Genomic DNA, 19,738 nt, shown 5'->3' on the forward strand with positions numbered 1-19,738 from the left:
TACGTTTACTATATTTTGATGTAAGTTATAATATTCGCCGCAGGAATCTATGGAGGGGGGCTAACAGTAGATGGATACGTTGGATTGATCGATAAAATCTGAGAATAAAAAATATCTTCATTATGCTAAGCAGGGGCAGACCGCTTTCCTCCCAATCCATCTTGGAATTATTTCACAGCAAATTCTAATTTGCCTCTAACCCTCCTCTCGTTTTTCTGTTCTACATTTAGAACATCAACAGACAACAGGAGGATATGATATGAAAATCGTTATGATTCCGTCAGGGTTTAAGGAATGCCTGGATGCGGAAGAAGTCGGTGAAGCGATGCGAATGGGCGTTCATCGTCTGAATTTGGATGCCAGCATCACCGTCATTCCGATGATTGATGGCGGCGAGGGCTTTGCCAAGAGCATCGTAAATATAAAGCATGGACGTCTGTATCACAAGGAAGTTACGGGTCCCGTTGGTCAACCCATTACGAGTTATTTCGGTATTTACACGGAAAACAACAAGAAAACAGCGGTCATCGAGATGGCAGCAGTCGCTGGCTTAAAGCTAGTTCCAAGGGAGCAGCGGAACCCACTGTGGACAACGACATATGGTGTAGGAGAGCTGATCCTGGGGGCACTCGACTTTGGAGTGGATCATATTCTGATTGGATGCGGCGATTCCGGCACTTCCGACGGCGGTGCAGGGATGGCGCAGGCGCTAGGAGCTGTTTTTACAGATGAAGCCGGGCAGCCGGTCTATATTCGAGGCGGCGGCGATTTGGCTAAAGTACGATCCATCGATCTGGCTGACTTGGACCCCAGACTCACGGATGTACACATTGACGTAGCCTGTAATTGGCACAATGTGCTGTGCGGACGGGACGGCGTTGCCCATGTTTTTGGTCCGCAGAAGGGAGCCACTGCTGAAGAAGTGGAGCACTTGGCAAGTGCATTCCAGCACTATGCCCATCTGATACACAACCAGCTTGGCGTGGATATCGCCTTGGCTCCCGGAAGCGGAGCATCCGGAGGTTTAGGCGCGGGCTTGGTTGCTTTTGCCAACGCGAAACTTCATCCCCGTTACGAGGTGATTATGCAATACATAAATATCGAGCAGCATATCCTGGAAGCCGATGTGGTGTTAACGGCCGAGGGCTGCCTGGATTACCAGACCCCCAACGGAAAAATTCCTTCGGAGGTTGCGCGAATAGCCAAATCCAAAGGAATCCCCGTGATTGCCATTACAGGAACCATTGGAGAAAATGCTGCCATTAATTATGAGAATGGAATCGACGCCTATGCGAGCATTATTCAGACGCCGGCCTCACTGGATCAAGCGATCTTAAACGCAACGCCGTGGATCGCAGACAGCACCGAAGCTGCTCTCCGGCATGTGCGTATCGGGTATCAGATCGCCCACCGTACGCTCAACGAAGGATATCGGCCATTATGAAGCCTGAATACATGCCATCCGCAGACCAGCCGCTGAACAAGGCTGGCCCCGGAGCGCCGTCTATCCGGCCTGCAAAAGGGTTATGGATGCTATCCGGTTTTGCAGGCTGCAGCATTTGGATCGCTTCGGTTGAACATTTATCGTACTCCGGTAAAACTGCCTTCATTTTTTTTATCATCGCCATGGCTTTATGGATTTTCACCAAGATGCCGGCGGGATGGATTGCGCTGGGGGCTCTTGTCTGCATCGTTGCCTTGAAGGGCGCCCCTCCTTCATTGCTTTACGAATCCATTGCCGAAGAAATCGTCTGGCTGATGATCGGTTCGTTTATCATCGGCGAAAGCGTCAAGACCAGCGGTCTGGCCGCTCGCTTCACTCGCTTTATGCTGCTGCGCGCACGCAAGCCCGAACATTTTTTATGGTGGCTCGCGTTCGTGATTCAGCCTTTGACTTTCTTTATACCGTCTACCTCCGGACGAGCCGCCCTGACACTTCCCATTGTGAGAGAGCTGCACGCTTTATTGAAGAATGATCAGCAGAAAAAATCGGTTGCCATGCTTCTTCCCGTGATGATATTGCTCGCTTCGTCTGCAACGGTCATCGGGGCCGGTTCTCACATCATTGGGATCGGGCTGTTAAACGGGGCAACAGGGGCAGACATCTCCTATGTAACATGGGTGATATGGGGAGCGCCTTTTGCGCTTGTCATGTGCGGGTTGGCTCTATTATGCGTAAAAATAATGTTTTGGAAGGATGAACCGCAAAGCAATATCATCCCTTCCGGACATCAGTATTCAGAGAAGCTTCCCCTGTCTGGCAGTGAGAAGAAAACCCTCGGCTTGATTGCCGGGATGGTTGTCCTGTGGATGACCGAAGGATGGCATGGTTATGACATTGCGTTCATTACGATGGCTGGTGCCATGCTGCTCATGCTGCCTTCCATCGGGATTATGGAATGGAAGCAGGGAATGAAGAGCGTTTCCTGGAATTTGATCATGTTTGTGGCAGCTGCCACTGCTCTGGGAAAAGCCCTTGTTGAGAATGGCGTGGTGGATTGGCTCCAGCAGATTGTGTTCAGCAAGCTTCGTGTTCTGGAGACAGCCCCTCCCTTCATAACGCTGCTGATCATCATTCTTGTATCCGTTACTTCGCACTTGTACATCACATCCCATACCACAAGGGCCGTGGTGATGATCCCGGCATTTATCGTGCTGGGCCAGACGCTTCAGCTTAATGCTTCCGCCGTCGTTTTCTTGACGCTGGTGGGCATGAATTACTGCATCACATTTCCGGTAAGCTCAAAAGCGTTGCTCTTGTATTACGAGGATGAGTCTGTCTCTTATCCCGCCAAGAACCTGGTCAAGCTCAGCATGGTATGTATGCCTCTATATGTGGGTGTCATGCTGTTGTTTTACTACACATATTGGCAGTGGACGGGGTTAAGGTTGTGAGGGGTTATGTTTAATAAAGCCTCGAGTTTGGCAGAACAAAGAACGATGCTCCATGAAAAAACCTCCGGATCAAATGTTTCCATTCGAACCGGAGGTCCTCTAATTCATTATCATTCCAACCTATTCGTACTCAAACACCGCATCCGGCGTCAGCGTTACATTTGGAGCATAACTCGGCATCTGACCGGTCTCCTGCAAGTATTGCTCGACAATCCGGTTAGCATCAACCAGGGAGGTCAGCATCCAATCCTCATAGAGCTTGCCAAATTTCTTGAGGAGCCATTCTGACGTATATTCATTGGACAATGTAAACAGGGAATAGATCTCACGCACGGTATTGGTACGCTTGCGGCCATTATCATCCGTCCAGGTAACCTTTTTATTCAAGTCTACCTTGCGGATATCTTCTGTTTTGGTAGCCAGGATGCCATTCTTGTATTGAAAATAAATCCGCAAGGATTTTTCGTATTCATGGCCTTTAAGCAGTTTCCACCCAGCCATACTCCCGCTTGCATTGACTGCAGACATTTTGCTTTTACCAGAAGTTCCTCCTGAACTGGAGTTCTGCGCCTTCTTCTGCTCGCCCTCCACAACAAATTGTGCTGATCCCAGGGCGACGGTCATTTGCTGTTTGGATGCATCCCACTTTAGCTTTGCACCCAGCGCTGCGGTTAACAGGTCCGCTGACACCAGTGTCTCCCCCTTATTCTGGATCGGAGCTCCTTTCATGTTTACGGTTTTACCGTTGATCTTCGCCTGTTTACTACCGGCCTTAACAGTTATCTCCGTCTCCCCTATGGTAATATCAAAGGTCTTGGAAGCTGCCTGATACTGAACCGTGCCTCCCACCGCTTCAAATACCCGCTTCAGCGGCAAATAAGTAATACCCTTCTCCTGCTTGGCGTTCTCGAGCGGCTTGCCAAGTCCCGAAACGATCTTGACCGATTGCTTCTTGCCGGCAATATCCACCGTCAGAGTGGCTTCACCCACACCTAGGATTTTGTAGGCTCCCTTCTCTACCGCTTTAATGATGTGCGGCTTATCTACAGACAAAGCGATCATATTGCCCGGAATCTTGTGTTTCTCTCCATTACCATACTGAAATTCAACAGTTGGAGTAATGGAGCTTCCTACCTTCGGCTTACTATTCGATACTTTTAGCGTAACGCTGGTAATGCTTGGAACTGGCACATCGTATTGTTGTCCGTTATCATACTCTATCCATGTGCCATCCATTAATTGTGCGAAAAAGCTTTTGGAACCTCCAATTCCCACAATCTGTTGAACCCCGCTGATCCCGTTCAACGGGTTCATTTCGAATGTTTGAGTGAACACATCCAATTTGGCATTCCACACAGTCCCATCCTTTTTCACAATAATCAACTTCTGTTCTTTACCAAAAGAAATGTCAGCTGCATCTTGAATCAGTTTTTGTGACAGGTAGGTTGTGCTGCCATTAATGCGAAGTGTACTGAACAGTACGAGCCTTCCGTCATTATATAAAATAGCGGCATAGTCGCCGGCCACTTTAATTTTGCGAATGGAGTTCACATCCGTCACTTGACCCAGGGCCACGGGCTCCGGCGTATAGGCGCTATTGTGATACAATACTGTCCCCGACTGGGTAACACCACCGATAATACCCTTATTCTCATCAAATATGGAAATCCCCTCAAAGCCCTTTACGGCTTGCGGTTTGGAACTATCCAGGCGGTTAACGTTGCCATCAGAGGTCAGCCAGTAGCCTTGTCCAACCTGCTTTACGTTACTCTGGCCCGCCACATTCTGAAAACCGGATTCTCCCCACATGACCAGTCCACCAGCGTTGTTCAGACCGAATCCGTACTCGCTTGATCCCGCAATCTGTTTCAGGTCCCCACCCATAGGAAGCGGGATTTTGGTCATTGGAAGACGAGCATAAGTAACCCAAGCTGTTCCATCCTCCATTAAGGGTGTGCCATCAGGCAGCAGCATCGCAATCTTAGAGCTTGCCTTGCCCGACTCGCCATAAGCAGCTCCGGCAGCTGTCGGGACTATCATACACACCGCTAACAGCAGCATTAACATTTTTTTAACATGCATGAACCTCATCTCTCTTAGAATGTATCACTTTCAAATCTAGTTATTTTGAACCAGGAATATTATACCATTCAATAGAATGAAACCATATTAAAATTTGGCAGCGTTGCTGATGGTGGCGGTGGTAACAGGGTGGCGTAGTGGTGATAGTGGCGTGGTGGTAGGTAGCGATTGTGATGGTGATGCTACACGGTTGCATGGTGGCTGGGGGCACAGTCGTATGGCGGTGCTGGGGGCACGGTTGCGTGGCGGCGGTGGGAACGTAGCGGTGAGGGGAGGGTAACAGTGGTGGTGACAAGGTGGCGGTAGTGGTGGTGGTGTGACATGGTAGCGATGTGGCAATGGTGACGTAGTGGTGGTGGTGTGACATGGTAGCGATGTGGCAATGGTGACGTAGTGGTGACGGTGCTGCCGCTCTTGGGGCTAACGGACAGAGGATACGTTATTTAGCTGGAAAAGTGTTGTTTTTGAGACTAACGGACATGAGATACGTTATTTGTGATATGAGTCAGCAATTTGTTTGTTTTATGAGGTAATAAGGGATCCTGAGTCCGTTAGATTCAAAAAAGGGATTAAAAGAGGCAAATAACGGATCTGGAGTCCGTTAAGATGTCGGAACAGCGGCAAGAACCTGGGTTACTCGCGTAATAGTGGTGTTGGCGACCAACCCCAGAATCTTTGTACACGGGGCTTGCAATCACCACGGCAGCAGCTCCTTCAACAGCCGTGATCCGGATTTCCGCAACCGATACATCCAAAAGCCCCAGCCACCTGATGCAGACACCAACCGTTGGGAGGGCGCCCCATCCTTTCATCGGTCTCCACAACTAACAGCCACTCCTTCTCAGGAACGAGCAGCAACTCCCTTGCTGTACCGGTTCTGAGGGCACGGGCAATCCAAGATTGATGTGCCAAATCGCAGAAAAAACGTCCCTAAAGCCTGTCTCCAGACTTTAAGGACGCCTCCCTATAACTCACTCAGTTCATACGCTCAAACACTTTGAAACTCCTGTCTTCTTGCAGAGCTACCAACATATCATCATTCACGATATAGATCTCCGTGCCTTCTTGAAGTTCATTCGACGATAGGTTCGTATCCGGGTATTGATCCGGCTCAAGCTGCTTCTGAATCCTACCCGCCAAGGTCAAATCTGCATCGGCAAAAACTTCCGCAGATTCGATGCCCTTTCCGATATACTCTTCATCGTTATAATTTAACACAGACGCATAACTCACTGACTGCTTCCTCCCGCAGCCCAAACACAGGATTAACAATAAACTGATGACAGGAATCCCTGCTAACTTTAGCCTGTTGCCCACAAGTCCTCCTCCTTTATAGCCTTTGCATTACCGTTTTTCTATAAAAAAGAGATTACAGCAGCTCATCCAGACGCGCCTCTAACTCTGCCCTATCATAACGAATGAATGCCCCATTCACCGTTCCAACCAGCACCTCATGCTCCGTTATGTTCAGCGCGCCATTTCTTGCATACTGCTCACGCAGGTCAACGCTGCCGGTGATCACATGCTGCAACCTTCCCAAGCTCTTGCCGGTCTCCTTGTTCAGCACCACCAGATCACTGCCAAGGCTTATAAGCAGGTAACGGTCCAATATTCCATAACTGCTGCCAACCAGATGGGATACATCTTCTTTTGCTTGCAACGAATGATCCATCTTCCAAATCACGCTGCCGGTCTTCTGATTCACAGCGGCCGGGATGCCGTTCAAGGTTAGATAGGCTCTCTCGCCCTCAATAATTCCGCGGGCAGCCCTTCCCTTCAGCGTCCAGACTACCTTCCCTTCAACGCTGTCATACAGCACGCTTTCGTAAGCGGTCGCCCCGCTGAAATACTTCCCGTTCAGCGCACGCTGCACCAGCAGATACCGCTCATCCAGCACCTCAAACCGTTCCATTTCGGAGGCTGGATAAACGCCCTCCCGCTCACCGGTCCTCGTATTGAACAGAACCCACTGGCTGCCCAGCAGCATCCATCTTGTCGTAAGGTCCGCTGGCGCTATCGGATCATAACGATATCCTCCCGTAAAATACGAATCCCGGGTCGGATCGTCCATTGCCCTTTTCCCGACGTTGACATACCATACGGCTTTGCCGGTTACAGGATCATACCCTTCAAGCCGCCCATTCTGTTCGATGAGTATGTACGGATCATCGCCCTGGCTTAACAGACGGTGGTCGCCAGTCAGCGTCTTTTTCCAGCGCAGCTTGCCGGTTTCCTGATCCAGCACACTCAGCAGACTCCGGGTTTCATGCAAATTAAGCGGTTCATCCAGAACAATCGCGTCTTGCACAGCCGTCATGGTCAGGCCAAATTCATTCTTCGGCTTAACCTCCCACAGCACTTTACCATCCGATAGCCGGATATGACGCACCCTGGCCTGATAATTTTTGATGACGGGATTGTAGGCCGAGAACATCGTGACATGCTCGCGATCCTTATCTATTACGGCCGTATACCAGCCAAAACCTGCATCCTCCTGCCACAGTTTCTTGCCTGTGCTTCGATCGATGGCATACAGGGATGAATGATCGTGCATGCCGCTATAACCGCCGTCATCTCCCTTGAGGAGCAATACGTCCTCATTGGCCTCCAGCAGGAACGTATAATTCAGATTGCCCTGATTTTTCCAGGCGGGGTCAGCCTCTATCGTCTTCAGCGGCGGTACAGCGGCAAAATGATAGGTAAACTCGTAGTCATCACCAGCACCTCTACGCTCAAACACTCCCGTTGCAGGCATTGTCCATTCGCTAGCCACCAGCTTTCCGGCAGGTGAGAAGGTGGCTGTATAATGTACATCCCGCAGCTCATACCTCCAGGTTTCACCCAGGATCATCGGTTTACTGGAGCTCTGCTCCTGATTCCGTGAGGTCTCCCTCACCTGCGGTTCTCCGAGCAGTTTTTTCACATAAGAAGAGCTGGTTCCTTTCTTGAAAAGAAACTCCGTCAAGTTGCGCACCACATCGGTCGATAATTCAGACTCCCCATCCAGCAGTCCGTCGGGCAACGTCTGTTTGCTTGCTATGTCCTTTCCTTGCACCCACATCATCGCCGGGCGATAGATCTGGTAATCATCCTTCCACTTGGCAGGAGGGATGATAACACCGTACCAGTCCTTCCACTGTGCGACGGCAACGAGTGACGTTCTCGCAGTTGTTACCGGCCATCTGACCCCACTCCCGGGAGCCAGGTATAGACTGCCACTACTGCGCAATTGAAGCGAGAGCGGGGAAATTTCTTGGCTTAGTGCTGCTTCCTTGGTCGCATACCACGTCGGGAGCCACAAGTCTCCTCGGGAATCGGATTGGATATAGGACATTTCGTCTTTCACGGAGCTGATCCGGAGCACTTCTCCCTTGGCTCCATAATAACTTGCCTTAAGATCTGTCAGATGGCTGTTCTTGGTAAGCGCACTAGGAAAAAGGGCGGTCTTCTGCCGGATCGTGACCGTTTGACCTGCTTTAATAACGTCTGCGGCACCAGCAACGACAACACGAGCGCTCTCCTCCGTCCGCTGAGCTGGAACCCAAATGAGCGATATACTGACGGCTGTCGCTATGCCGATGAACCATCGCTTTCGGATCGATACACGTGAACTCACAGGAACCATCCTCTCCAATACAAGCGTATATATGGTAAACGCTATTATAAGACAATATGTTCCATAATCCAAAGAAAAAGCTCCCTTTCGCGAAGGGAGCTTTTTCTAGTTTCTCTCGTTGTTGCGTAAATAAAGTAATCCTCTCACCGGATACGGCGTGGTATTTTCAACGGAACACGACTTGCCGGCTTTCCCTTCATCGTCGTATTTCCAATCTCTTGCCCGAGTCATATAGTAAACGGCCCTGCGGCACCTGCTCCCCAGTCATTTGCCTTGTACGATGAGTCACCCCATCCCACACTTCACCCCATAACTTCTCTATAAAAGATGCAGAAGAGGCAGGCGAATCCTTATGCATTTCTGCTGTTGATCCCTTAAGGCTTTTGCCGCTTGGAGTTAACGCCTCTCTGTAAGACATCCGGTCCCCTCCGCATCCCGATACAAACAAGACCATAACAATCAGACCCATTGCCAACCATACCATCGTAAATCCAGCGTTCTGCTTCGCATGCTGCAACAAACTCATCTTCGCTGCCTCCTTATGTACTTCCTGAAGGAAAGTATAAGGAACATATCTTATCAACCAGGCTTCCAAATCCTTAACGATTGCTTAAATTAAACTGAACAATTACATCGGGCATGCGATTACCAGCGTGAAAGCTTTCTTATCTTATTTGTCAACAAAAAAACGCTCCCTTCAAAGGGAGCGCTCCGTCAAGTACCCGCCAGCCTGTATAGCATCCATCATATGACTTTAGGAAAACGGGTTTCGAAGGTCGTTCTCCGCTCATCGCTCCGCACCCGGATTTCGCCGCCCTGGACCTCCACAATGCTCTTCGTAATCGCCAGTCCCAAACCGGTGCCGCCCGTCAGCTTCGAACGAGAGCCTTCCACACGGTAGAAGCGGTCGAATATGAAGGGCAGATCCCGCTCGGGAATCGGATCGCCATAGTTGGTGAAGCTGATGCTCACCTGATCCCGATCGCTTCGGACGGTGATGTCGATGATTTTGCCGGATTCTCCGTACCGGATCGCATTGGATATCAGATTCTCATAGGCACGGACAAGCTGCGCGCCGTCTGCCATGATGATGAGGTCTTCCTCTGCCGTTAGGTTGCATTCCATCCCGGATTTCTCCAGAGTCGGTACCGATTCCTCGATAAGCTGCCTGATGAACCGGACCATATCGATCTTCCGGATGTCCAGCGGGAGCCCATTATTAATCCGTGTATATTCAAACAGATCATCAATTAGCCTTTTCAGATTTTGGGCTTTCTCATAAGCGATATTTACGTAATATCGCAGCTCCACCTCATCCTGATATCGATCCTCCTCAATCACCTCAAGGAATCCCAGTATCGAGGTAAGCGGAGTCCGCAGGTCATGAGAAACCCCTGTAATCAGATCATTCTTGGTCTTCTCGGCATAGCGCTCCTCCAGAATGGATTGATGCAGCTGCCTGCTCATCTGATTGATGCTCTCGGCTACCTCGCCCAGTTGACTGCCGGAATAAACCGGAATTTCGGTATCGAAATTCCCTTTGGCAATTTCACGAAGCCCGTGCGTAATTTCCTCCAGGTAAGCGTTCAACTGCTCAGTCATGTGATTAATGCTGGAAGCAACGCTGCCTAATTCATCCTGGGTTTTGAGCTCGATTTTGGAATCGAATCGCCCGGCTGTGATTTCCTGAAGTCCTGTCTGGATCTTCTGCAGATCTATTACGAACCATCTTGTGGTCATATAATAGCTGGCAAAAAAGAGAATGATGCCCGTGAGCATCATGACTGGCTCCGAGCCAATGTTATTGATGAGCCAGGCAAGCGGCGAATTGATCGCCGGTATGCTGAGGATCAGCGTGCTTAATGAATAGAGAATAATAAGCAGGGCAGCCGTAATGCCGATGCTGCTGAGCAGCATGAGCATCATCTTCAGGCGGATGCTATGGAGCTTCATTACTTTCAAGTCTGTCACCTCTGCTTAAGTTTACTCTATCTTGTACCCGATTCCCCATACGGTTTTTATATACTCCGGCTGCTGCGGATCCTTCTCGATCTTCTCACGTAGCTTGCGAATATGGACCATGACCGTATTTTTCGATTCCATGAACGGCTCATTCCACACCTCGGTATAAATCTTGTCCATGCTCAGCACCAGCCCGCGGTTAATAGCCAGCATATGCAGCAGGGCAAACTCGCGTGGTGTCAGCTTGATCTCCTCGCCCGCCACCGTGACCCGGTGTGAAGCCACGTTGACAATCAGCTCATCGATCTGAATCTCGTTCTCGTTTCGTACCGATCTGCTGTTCAGGTGTTTGTATCTGCGCAGCTGCGATTTGATTCTGGCAATCAATTCGAGCGGACTGAACGGTTTGGTCACATAATCATCCGCGCCGATGCTGAGTCCTGCGATTTTATCAATCTCCTGGCTCTTGGCGGACAGCATGATGATTGGCGTGTTATTCTCCTCCCGGATCTTCATGCAAGCCTCTATCCCATCCATCTGCGGCATCATGACATCGAGGATGATCAAATCCACCTTCTGCGTTTTCAAAATCTCCAGCGCTTCCAGTCCATGAGAGGCCGTGAGCAGCTTGTAGCCTTCATTTCTCACGTAAATCTCCATTAATTTAATAATTTCGGTTTCATCGTCTACCATTAGTATCGTAACTAAAGACATGGCTCCTCCTTGATATGCAACTGACAGGAGAACGTCTACCAGACGCAAGCCTGTGCAGTCGAACCGCGCTGCGCGGCAGTTTCTATCCTGATGTTAGACAGCCGTGCCCTCGCTTGGCATACGTCCTGGCTGCTGCGAAGCGAACTATGAACCAGAGAGCGGCACGGCAGGTTGATCGGCAGGCTTGACGAATTTCTTCGATTTCGGAATATTGCCGAATATTACCCAAGAGCCTGGTATATAGCGCACCGTAAGCTCGACAACGATCCATGAGCACCCTAATGCGGCTGCAAAACCCCCGGCATACCACAGATGGGTAATAATCGAGCTCCCCGTGGCAAGCGGGAATTCACGGTAGATGAGCAGGAAGAACGGATGAATTAAATAGATTCCAAAAGAAATGGCCCCCAGTCTCTCCAGCGCAGGTGTCCAGCCACGAACCCCGATCCGATAAAATAGAATAGCAAGCTGGAGCAGCACCAGCGCCCCCAAATAGGTATGTGCATTCCACATCAACTCGTACAGCGTAGAATTATAACTCGTTCCGTGCAGACGATTGTTGTAATAAATGTAGACATGACCAAGACCCGCAGCAGCCCACATTACCCACAACATCACCCAAGCCGTAACGCGGTATGGCGTAACATTCGCACGGCTGATCACAATCCAGGCTTTCAGTTTCGGATAATAGATGCCGATAAAAGCTCCCAGCATGAAATAGGCCATGTAGGACAACGCCCAGCTTCCCTTATTCGGTACCTGCCAATAATACTTATTCATAAGTATAAACGTCCACTGGATGACCAGTCCAATCGGTATCGCCCATTTCGCAAGCGACGGCAGTTTCTTGAACAACCACAGCGCAAGCGGAAACAGCACGTAAAACTGAATGCTGATAAAGACAAAATATAGATGCGTATAGGCTTTGCCGGTCAGCAGCTTCTGGACAAAACTCTCCATCGTGTCGCCAAACGGTCTGCCTTGATAATACAGGTAGTGAAGCAGCACGAAGTAGAACACCGAAAAGAGCGTGTAAGGAATGATAATATATAACAGTCTTTTTTTGTAAAACCCGCCAATCAGCTTCTTCGTCGTGGGACGATCATAGTAATTGTAGAAGAGGACCAGACTGCTCAAAAATATAAACGTAGGCGTTCCGTACTTCATAAAGATATTCATGAAATTGTAGATAAAAAAATACTTGGACTCCGTCATGGCGGACACCGCATACGACGTAGAGTGAACGGACAGGACGCCGAGAATGGCAAATGCGCGTACCAGCTGCAGTTCGGGAAGACGCTCCCTTGGCAATACATTCGTTTTGTTCATAGAATTACCCTCTCATCTGAAGTCCGGTTATTTTCGTGTGTTAGACGAAACGGATTCATAAAGTATATAGGACAGTTCTTAACGCTATACTTCCAAATCCTTAACAATTACTTAAGATTCTGGTCCCTTCTCCTAACATAATTCTTCTTGATTGCATGAAGTCCTTGGACTTACAATTAAATTATCTTTCCAATCGGGGTAAAAATGGGAATATGGAAGGTGGTTCATATATATGAATTCACAGGAATACAAGCAATTTTATGATACCGTAGGAGCCTTGAACGGCTGGGACTTCAGCCAGATCAGATGTTCTTCAGAAGGCGTGGAATGGGATTTCTATGATCAGGTCAGTCGATTATGCACAGCTTCCGATGTTCTGCTTGATATCGGTACTGGCGGCGGAGAGAGCCTGTTGTCTACCGCCTCCCACGCAGCATTGCTGGTTGGGATCGATCTTTCCCACACCATGGTTGAAACCGCCCGGCGGAATATGCAGCGGACCGCGATTTCCAATGTACGCTTTGCACAGATGGAAGCTGAGTCACTCTCATTCCCTTCGGAATTTTTCAATATCATCTCATGTCGGCATTCCCCTTTCCACGCATCCGAAACTGCCAGAGTCCTGACGGAGGATGGCGTATTTCTGACGCAGCAGGTTCGCGAGTGTGATAAAGCCAATCTGGTACAGGCCTTTGGAAGAGGACAATCCCTTCGTCCGGACGGCAGCCTGAAGGAACAGTATACGAAGGAACTCCAGCTTGCCGGATTTCGCAATATTCATTATGCCGAGTATGATGCAGTCGAGTACTACGAGCGCGAGGAGGACCTGATCTTTCTGCTGAAGCACACACCCATCATTCCTCGATTCGGTCAGGAGGAAGATGATTTCCGTATCCTTCAGCAGTTTATCAGCGACCATCGCACCGATCGGGGAATTCGGACGAATGCCGCGCGGTTTATGATGATAGCCCGAAGATAAGAGAAGTCGAACCACTATCTTTTATCCTCCGGATATCCATACCCCATATCAGCCTGCCATTAAACACAAAGAGCGCACAAGGGACAAGGCCCTTGTGCGCTCTTTTTTTGAAGGAGAAATTCCCTATTATCTCAGCATGATTGAACCGCCATCTACCATCAGTGTTTGACCCGTCACGTAGTCGGAATCGGAGCTTGCCAAAAAAACGGCCACGCGTCCGATATCCTGCTCGGGATCCCCCATTTTTTTCAGCGGAATTTTATCGACCATGCCTTGGTATTCTTCCGGGAATGCCTTGCTCCACTGCTCAACGCCCGGCGTCAGTGCAATGGGACTGATCAGATTGACGTTGATGCCGTCGGCTCCCCATTCGTTGGCGGCCACGCGGGACAGCCCGCGAATGGCTTCTTTTGCTGCGGCATAGGAGGCTTGGTTCACCATGCCCGACAGACCGGCACCGGATGCAAAATTAATCACTTTGCCCCGAGTTGCCTTCAGATGAGGATAACACGTCTGCATAAAATAAAACGTCGGATAAAAACCGGTATCAAACGACAACGCCATCACGTCATCGGTTGTATCCACGATAGGTACCTGCTTGGACACATGTGCATTGTTAACGAGAACGTCGAGTTTGCCATAAGTTTTCATAACATCATCAACAATACTCTGAATCGAGGATTTATGGGTAATATCACCGTTGATAAACATCGAATCACTGAACTCTTTCAGTCTTTTCTCCGTTTCACGCCCTTTCTCCTCATTCACGTCCACAATCACAACCTTAGCGCCTTCCTTAGCCATGGCAAGAGCCATGCCGCTGCCGATGCCTCCGGCACCACCTGTAATTATAGCTACTTTATCCTTGAGTCTCATGCTGTATGCGCCTTCTTTCATCAAAATGATAGCCTCACTATCAACGATAGAGCATTTCGTGGAGAATTTCAAATTGCACCTATATTATCCCGCTGAAATATGGAAGCATATTTCTTATGCATCAAAAAAAAGCAAGCCTCTCACCAGGAGAAGCTTGCTGTCCATATTCGGATATGGTCATCACCGATCAGTGAATCTTATCGCTATTAACCGTTGACCAGCAGCTCTTTCAACTGCTTGATCTGTTTACGCTCTCCCGCAAGCACCAATGTCGATCCCGCTGTCAGGATATCGTCCGGACCCGGATTGATTCTCTGCTCTTTCTTGTTCACAATCGCTAATACATTAGCACCTGTACGTTGACGAACCTGTAGCCCCGCAATGGATTGTCCCACGCATTTGTAATGCGGCTCAATTCGTGCCCATTCGATGATCAGATCCTCCAGTGTCACCTCAATGGTCTCCAATGCTTTCGGTTTATACGTCATGCCGCCAATAATCCCGGCGATTTGTCTAGCCTCGTCATCTTCTAAGGTAATCTGGGAGATGCTCTCCTCAGGATTGTCATCTTCAAAGTGGTACAGCTCTCTTCGGCCGTCGTCATGTATAACAACAACCAGCTTATCCCCTGATCTCGCCTGAATAAGGAACTTCTTCCCGATACCCGGCAGATCAGATTCGCGAATAATACTCATGTGTAAATCCTCCGTTCTGGGTTAATTCAATCTCTAGATTATATAGATTAGTTGGGAGAAAGTAAATCATCTCGGTCGTCCTTATGCTTTCCTTTTTTTCACTTTCTCCACAGGATCGGTCCATTTGAATAATTGATTCATTCCACGGTACACGCGTTTTGATTCTTTCGCTAGAAGAGGCCCAAGAATCGCGAGAATCAGAACATAGAGCGCAGAGAATGGTTTCAGCATTGCGGACAGTCCGCCCGCGAGTCCCAGATTGGCAACGATAATCGTAAACTCGCCCCGTGCCATAATAGTCAACCCGATGTTAAGCGACGACTTATGCGACAGTCCAGCCTTGCGTCCCGCGATCATACCAGCAACGAGGTTGCCGATAATGGTCAGCACCACGGCGCCAAGTGCCAGCCATAACGCATTTCCCAGGGTGGTCGGATCGATACCAAGACCAAAACTGAAGAAGAATATTGCCCCAAAAAAATCACGGAAAGGAATAACCAGCTGCTCAATCCGCTCGCTATGCTCCGTCTCGGATAGAGCTAGTCCAAACAACAGCGCGCCGATCGCTTCGGCTACGTGCAGGGTCTCTGAGAACCCGGCAATAAAGAACATCGTTGAGAAAACAACAATAATGAAAATCTCGCTGGACGTAATATTCAGCAATTTGTTAAGTATAGGCGGGCCTTTTCTCGCAATGACAAAGAACAACAGCATGTAGCCAATGGAAATACAAACCGAGATGATCGTTGCTCCTACCGATGTCGCCCCGCCTAACAGCAGTCCAGACATGATCGACAAGAACACGGCAAGGAAAATATCATCGAACAAAATCATACCGAGAATAAGCTCCGTCTCCGCATTACCGGTGCGTCGCAGATCTACCAGTACCTTAGCCACAATCGCACTGGAAGAAACAGACAACATTCCTGCGATGATCAACGTCTCATACAGTGGCATATTGATCAGGAATCCGTAAGCAAGACCCAGTACAAAGTTCAATACTACATATACGGTTCCGCCTACCACAATGTTTCGTCCAGATTTGATCAATTTTTGAACGGAGAATTCAAGGCCGAGATAAAATAGCAAGAATAGGATACCCATCTGCCCCAGAAAATCAATGATTCCCTGGCTCTCGATAAACTTAAAATCCAGAATACCTATCGTTGGTGCATGTGGCCCTACAAGCATCCCCAGTACAATCAAGAATGGTATAATTGAGAACTTGAGTTTTCCGGCAATCGCAGAGGCTATAGCAACCAGAATCAGAGCAGTTCCAACCTCAAACATCATATGATCCATAGAAGACCTCCTCCTCCTCAAATTTTATTACTGGCAATCATTTCTATTATACATAAAAATGCATACATTTACAAAAATGCATCCATATTCTTTGGTTGACTCCGATTTAGATCATTATGTTCGAGCTCATAATAAATCTCATTATTTGATTAGTTATTTCATTGTTTCCATTAAATATAAATTCTATCCGAAAATCACAAACAATCCTGCAATAATGAATAAATATACATTATTATGCATGATACAACAGGTAAAAAAATCCATGTATCTACACTTAGCCACGCATCTCTACAACCGATATCCTTTTCGGACAGAAAAAAAAGAGCCTCATGGCTAGTGCCACGGGGCTTCTGTCATTTTCGTATTTATTTAAACCAGCCTTTTTCCTTAAAGCGGGTAATCGCCTCAATCCGGTTGCTGACGCCAAGCTTATCCAGAATAACGGAAATATAATTACGAACCGTCCCTGTTGTAATGAATAGCTGGGTGGCGATTTCTTTGGTGTTCTTGCCGTCTGCAATGAGACTGAGAACTTCCTTTTCCCGTTCCGTCAGCGGATTCTCTTCACCGGAATAGGCTTCGTCCACCAGCTCCGAGGCATATATCCGTCTGCCTGCCATAATGCTGCGAATGGATGCAGCCAATTCCTCGCTCGGGCTGTCTTTAAGCAGATACGCGTTAGCACCTGCCTTCACGGCACGCTCGAAATACCCGGGCCGGGCAAAGGTTGTCAAGATCATAACCTTACAACCATAACCCTTCAACTCTTCGGCCGCCTCAAGCCCGTTCATCATGGGCATCTCAATGTCCATGATACAGATATCCGGTCTATGAAGTTTGACGAGCTTTACGGCATCCTTCCCATTGCCCGCCGTTCCAACCACCTGCATATCTTCCTCCAGATCAAGCAGTGAGGCCAGAGCTCCAAGCAGCAGCCGCTGATCTTCGGCAATGACAATTCTGATCATATTCCCGCCTCCTTATCCGGCAGTCTGAGCACAGTAGGTACTCGAAGGACAAGCGTTGTACCCTCGCCAGAAGTGAACTCCATGCTTCCATTCACGAACTCAAGCCGCTCTCTCATGCCTCGCAGCCCATTACCGCGATTCTTCGCATCCGTCACAAATCCCGTTCCATTATCCTTCACCCTCGCAACCAGATCGCTTTCGGTGGATTCAATCGCAATGGAGCAGGTCGTTGCATTGCTATGTTTGACTATATTATTCACGGCCTCTTTCAGGCACATGCTGATTACATTCTCATTCATTAACGAAAGATTATCCGGCTCCAGCGTTCCCTCAAAGGTCAGCTCGATCTGAGCCGCCTTTAATATTTGCCGAATGCGGAAGAACTCATCCGTAAGCCGGGTACCCCGCATCCGCGTCACCATCTCGCGCACTTCTTTCAGTGCGGTTCTGGCCGTCTGGCGAACATCGTCGATCTCGGCTTGGGCTCTTGCCGTATCTTGTGTCATCAATTTGCCGGCCAAATCACTTTTAAGACCGATGAGAGACAGCTTTTGTCCCAGTGTATCATGCAAATCGCGGGCAATCCGCTGGCGCTCCTCCAGCTTGACGAGTTCAGAGATCCGTTTGTTCGCATCCTCCAATTGGCCCTGGAGTTGATCATTCTTATTTCGGTTATAGTTGGTCACGGGAAGCAGAATTACGCCTACCACACTGACCAGAACAAACGGCAGCTGTGTTATAAAGAACGGATTCCGCGTTAACAATCCATAATTGACCGTAATGACTGTCGTTATCAGATGAACGGTATACAGCGTGAAAAAACCGGCCTTATTCCTGATATTCCCGATAAAAAATGCGAGAAACAACGAGAAATAGATGTAACTGAAAACCACAGACATCGTGATTGATATCAGAATCTGCAGACTCGTCCAGAAATATACAACCCAGCCTTTCGACAGAAAGGACAAGACATAGAAGGCAAAAAACATCACAATCATCAGAATACCGATGACAATCTGATAGGTAGACGTCGACCGGAAGATGAAATAAAACGGAAGGATGTAGAAGACAACCCATACATACGGGCTTAACCCCGTGCTTTTATGAAATATCTGATACCATTTCTGCATGGGGTCCCACCTTCCGTCGGTTCAAGCTGATGAATTACTCGCCCTGCACTCTGGGTCTCGGGCTTGCCAGGTTCTTTTCGGCTTTCTCCAATACTGATTCTTTTGACGTACGCAGCGATCGCCGTGCATCCTTAAATGTTACGAACAGTTTTTTCTCTTCGTCCCATAAACGGAAGCGAATGGACTTCAAGCTGGTTTTCAGCGTAATCGTTGTTGCTTTTTGAAGAGGAGGTGCTGCTTCATGCGCCTTCTCAAGGTTATAGTTAGGAACCTTCGGACTAAGATGATGAACATGATGGAAGCCGATGTTGCCCGTGATCCACTGCAGAACCTTCGGCAGTTTGTAATAAGAGCTGCCTTCAACGGCTGCGTTGATATAACTCCATTCTTCATCATGCTCATAGTACGTCTCCTCGAATTGGTGCTGTACATAGAACAGCCATATCCCCAGCATTCCCGATACCATGAATATCGGAGCTTGAACGAGCAGGAATGCCTGCCATCCAATCGCCCAGCATAGCACTGCATACAAAGCCACAATCGAAATATTCGTTATATAGTTGCTGATCTTCTCCTTACGTCTCGCACCTTTACGGTTAAAACGATAGGAAACCAGAAAAATAGCGATGGGACCAAGGCCAAACATGACGATCGGGTTACGGTAAACCCGGTAGTACAGACGCTGCCAAAAGGATGCCGCTCCATACTCTTCAACGGTTAATACCCACATATCGCCGATTCCCCGCTTATCGAGGTTGCTGCTCGTAGCATGATGAATGGCATGCGTGTTTTTCCACTGCTCATAAGGACACAGCGTAATAACGCCCGTAATCGTGCCAAGGATTCTGTTCGCCCGGCGATTCTTGAAGAAAGACCCGTGAGTGCAGTCATGGAATATGATAAACGTCCGAACAACAAACCCCGAAGCAATAACGGCTATGGGAATGGTAAGCCAGTAAGATACAGATAAGCTTAGATAGGCGGCATACCATAGCAGTATTAAGGGAACCAGTGTATTAAGAAGCTGACCTATACTCGCCTTTGTGTCAATTTCCTCATAAGGGGCAACGTTCTTTTTCAAGCTGGACAGTTTGTTATCGGGCTTAGCCATAGTTGTCTTCCTCCTCGTAATGAAGCGCAAGGACGTTATGATCTCATTACGCACTTGTCTAACCTAATTATAAATAGTT

The 19,738-nt window shown here is 48.6% G+C and carries 17 protein-coding genes; 3 read left to right on the top strand and 14 right to left on the bottom strand.

Features of this window, described 5'->3' with window-relative positions:
* The first annotated feature begins 259 nt into the window (after positions 1-259).
* Both M2277_RS15705 and M2277_RS15710 read left to right on the top strand, forming a co-directional pair.
* Positions 260-1,444: a glycerate kinase family protein gene (locus tag M2277_RS15705; RefSeq protein ID WP_148248065.1), complete on the top strand. Its 1,185-nt coding sequence runs from the start codon at positions 260-262 to the stop codon at positions 1,442-1,444.
* On the top strand, positions 1,441-2,895 hold the full coding sequence (locus M2277_RS15710; protein ID WP_280755132.1) for an SLC13 family permease: 1,455 nt from the start codon (positions 1,441-1,443) through the stop codon (positions 2,893-2,895). Before M2277_RS15705 ends, M2277_RS15710 begins: the two co-directional genes overlap by 4 nt.
* A 120-nt stretch (positions 2,896-3,015) precedes the next feature.
* On the opposite strand, the gene M2277_RS15715 is transcribed toward M2277_RS15710, so the two are convergent.
* The 8 genes from M2277_RS15715 to M2277_RS15750 form a co-directional block, all read right to left on the bottom strand.
* A complete protein-coding gene (locus M2277_RS15715; protein ID WP_280755133.1) occupies positions 3,016-4,977 on the bottom strand; it encodes a copper amine oxidase N-terminal domain-containing protein in 1,962 nt (653 codons plus the stop codon).
* A gap of 569 nt (positions 4,978-5,546) precedes the next feature.
* The gene (locus tag M2277_RS15720; protein WP_280755134.1) at positions 5,547-5,801 is read right to left on the bottom strand and encodes a hypothetical protein; all 255 of its coding nucleotides are present in this window, start codon (positions 5,799-5,801) and stop codon (positions 5,547-5,549) included.
* Positions 5,802-5,952: 151 nt separating this feature from the next.
* Positions 5,953-6,294: a hypothetical protein gene (locus tag M2277_RS15725; protein ID WP_280755135.1), complete on the bottom strand. Its 342-nt coding sequence runs from the start codon at positions 6,292-6,294 to the stop codon at positions 5,953-5,955.
* Between the two features lie 52 nt (positions 6,295-6,346).
* Entirely contained in the window at positions 6,347-8,593 is a 2,247-nt protein-coding gene (locus M2277_RS15730) for an outer membrane protein assembly factor BamB family protein (RefSeq protein ID WP_280755136.1), read from the bottom strand.
* Positions 8,594-8,789: 196 nt separating this feature from the next.
* Positions 8,790-9,119 carry a hypothetical protein gene (locus M2277_RS15735; protein ID WP_006208529.1) on the bottom strand — a complete coding sequence of 110 codons (330 nt, stop codon included), beginning with the start codon at positions 9,117-9,119 and terminating at the stop codon, positions 8,790-8,792.
* Between the two features lie 218 nt (positions 9,120-9,337).
* Complete coding sequence (locus M2277_RS15740; protein WP_481857774.1) at positions 9,338-10,546, bottom strand: sensor histidine kinase; 1,209 nt, start codon at positions 10,544-10,546, stop codon at positions 9,338-9,340.
* Positions 10,547-10,576: 30 nt separating this feature from the next.
* Positions 10,577-11,269 carry a response regulator transcription factor gene (locus M2277_RS15745; protein WP_006208527.1) on the bottom strand — a complete coding sequence of 231 codons (693 nt, stop codon included), beginning with the start codon at positions 11,267-11,269 and terminating at the stop codon, positions 10,577-10,579.
* Positions 11,270-11,413: 144 nt separating this feature from the next.
* A complete protein-coding gene (locus M2277_RS15750) occupies positions 11,414-12,598 on the bottom strand; it encodes an acyltransferase (protein WP_280755138.1) in 1,185 nt (394 codons plus the stop codon).
* A 232-nt stretch (positions 12,599-12,830) separates the two neighbouring features.
* Between M2277_RS15750 and M2277_RS15755 the strand changes: the two genes are divergently transcribed.
* Positions 12,831-13,577, top strand: a complete 747-nt coding sequence (locus M2277_RS15755; RefSeq protein WP_152826853.1) for a class I SAM-dependent methyltransferase — start codon at positions 12,831-12,833, stop codon at positions 13,575-13,577.
* A gap of 126 nt (positions 13,578-13,703) precedes the next feature.
* On the opposite strand, the gene M2277_RS15760 is transcribed toward M2277_RS15755, so the two are convergent.
* The 6 genes from M2277_RS15760 to desA form a co-directional block, all read right to left on the bottom strand.
* Entirely contained in the window at positions 13,704-14,453 is a 750-nt protein-coding gene (locus tag M2277_RS15760; protein ID WP_063479752.1) for an SDR family NAD(P)-dependent oxidoreductase, read from the bottom strand.
* A 206-nt stretch (positions 14,454-14,659) separates the two neighbouring features.
* Positions 14,660-15,148 carry a cation:proton antiporter regulatory subunit gene (locus M2277_RS15765; protein WP_006208523.1) on the bottom strand — a complete coding sequence of 163 codons (489 nt, stop codon included), beginning with the start codon at positions 15,146-15,148 and terminating at the stop codon, positions 14,660-14,662.
* An 81-nt stretch (positions 15,149-15,229) separates the two neighbouring features.
* A complete protein-coding gene (locus M2277_RS15770; RefSeq protein ID WP_036641084.1) occupies positions 15,230-16,450 on the bottom strand; it encodes a cation:proton antiporter in 1,221 nt (406 codons plus the stop codon).
* Positions 16,451-16,815: 365 nt separating this feature from the next.
* Positions 16,816-17,418: a response regulator transcription factor gene (locus M2277_RS15775; protein WP_006208520.1), complete on the bottom strand. Its 603-nt coding sequence runs from the start codon at positions 17,416-17,418 to the stop codon at positions 16,816-16,818.
* On the bottom strand, positions 17,415-18,548 hold the full coding sequence (locus M2277_RS15780) for a sensor histidine kinase (RefSeq protein ID WP_006208519.1): 1,134 nt from the start codon (positions 18,546-18,548) through the stop codon (positions 17,415-17,417). Before M2277_RS15780 ends, M2277_RS15775 begins: the two co-directional genes overlap by 4 nt.
* Positions 18,549-18,582: 34 nt before the next feature.
* Positions 18,583-19,659: a Delta(5) desaturase DesA gene (gene desA / locus M2277_RS15785; protein ID WP_006208518.1), complete on the bottom strand. Its 1,077-nt coding sequence runs from the start codon at positions 19,657-19,659 to the stop codon at positions 18,583-18,585.
* Between the last annotated feature and the right edge of the window lie 79 nt (positions 19,660-19,738).

The organism is Paenibacillus sp. LBL, assembly GCF_029893715.1.
GTDB classification, from domain to species: Bacteria; Bacillota; Bacilli; order Paenibacillales; family Paenibacillaceae; genus Paenibacillus_AQ; species Paenibacillus_AQ glucanolyticus.

Excerpts from the sequence above, each read along its gene's own strand:
- M2277_RS15705 (WP_148248065.1), top strand. The coding sequence starts at position 260 with ATGAAAATCGTTATGATTCCGTCAGGGTTTAAGGAATGCCTGGATGCG.
- M2277_RS15710 (WP_280755132.1), top strand. The coding sequence starts at position 1,441 with ATGAAGCCTGAATACATGCCATCCGCAGACCAGCCGCTGAACAAGGCT.
- M2277_RS15715 (WP_280755133.1), bottom strand. The coding sequence starts at position 4,977 with ATGCATGTTAAAAAAATGTTAATGCTGCTGTTAGCGGTGTGTATGATA.
- M2277_RS15735 (WP_006208529.1), bottom strand. The coding sequence starts at position 9,119 with ATGAGTTTGTTGCAGCATGCGAAGCAGAACGCTGGATTTACGATGGTA.
- M2277_RS15740 (WP_481857774.1), bottom strand. The coding sequence starts at position 10,546 with ATGAAGCTCCATAGCATCCGCCTGAAGATGATGCTCATGCTGCTCAGC.
- M2277_RS15745 (WP_006208527.1), bottom strand. The coding sequence starts at position 11,269 with ATGTCTTTAGTTACGATACTAATGGTAGACGATGAAACCGAAATTATT.
- M2277_RS15750 (WP_280755138.1), bottom strand. The coding sequence starts at position 12,598 with ATGAACAAAACGAATGTATTGCCAAGGGAGCGTCTTCCCGAACTGCAG.
- M2277_RS15755 (WP_152826853.1), top strand. The coding sequence starts at position 12,831 with ATGAATTCACAGGAATACAAGCAATTTTATGATACCGTAGGAGCCTTG.
- M2277_RS15760 (WP_063479752.1), bottom strand. The coding sequence starts at position 14,453 with ATGAGACTCAAGGATAAAGTAGCTATAATTACAGGTGGTGCCGGAGGC.
- M2277_RS15765 (WP_006208523.1), bottom strand. The coding sequence starts at position 15,148 with ATGAGTATTATTCGCGAATCTGATCTGCCGGGTATCGGGAAGAAGTTC.
- M2277_RS15770 (WP_036641084.1), bottom strand. The coding sequence starts at position 16,450 with ATGGATCATATGATGTTTGAGGTTGGAACTGCTCTGATTCTGGTTGCT.
- M2277_RS15775 (WP_006208520.1), bottom strand. The coding sequence starts at position 17,418 with ATGATCAGAATTGTCATTGCCGAAGATCAGCGGCTGCTGCTTGGAGCT.
- M2277_RS15780 (WP_006208519.1), bottom strand. The coding sequence starts at position 18,548 with ATGCAGAAATGGTATCAGATATTTCATAAAAGCACGGGGTTAAGCCCG.
- desA (WP_006208518.1), bottom strand. The coding sequence starts at position 19,659 with ATGGCTAAGCCCGATAACAAACTGTCCAGCTTGAAAAAGAACGTTGCC.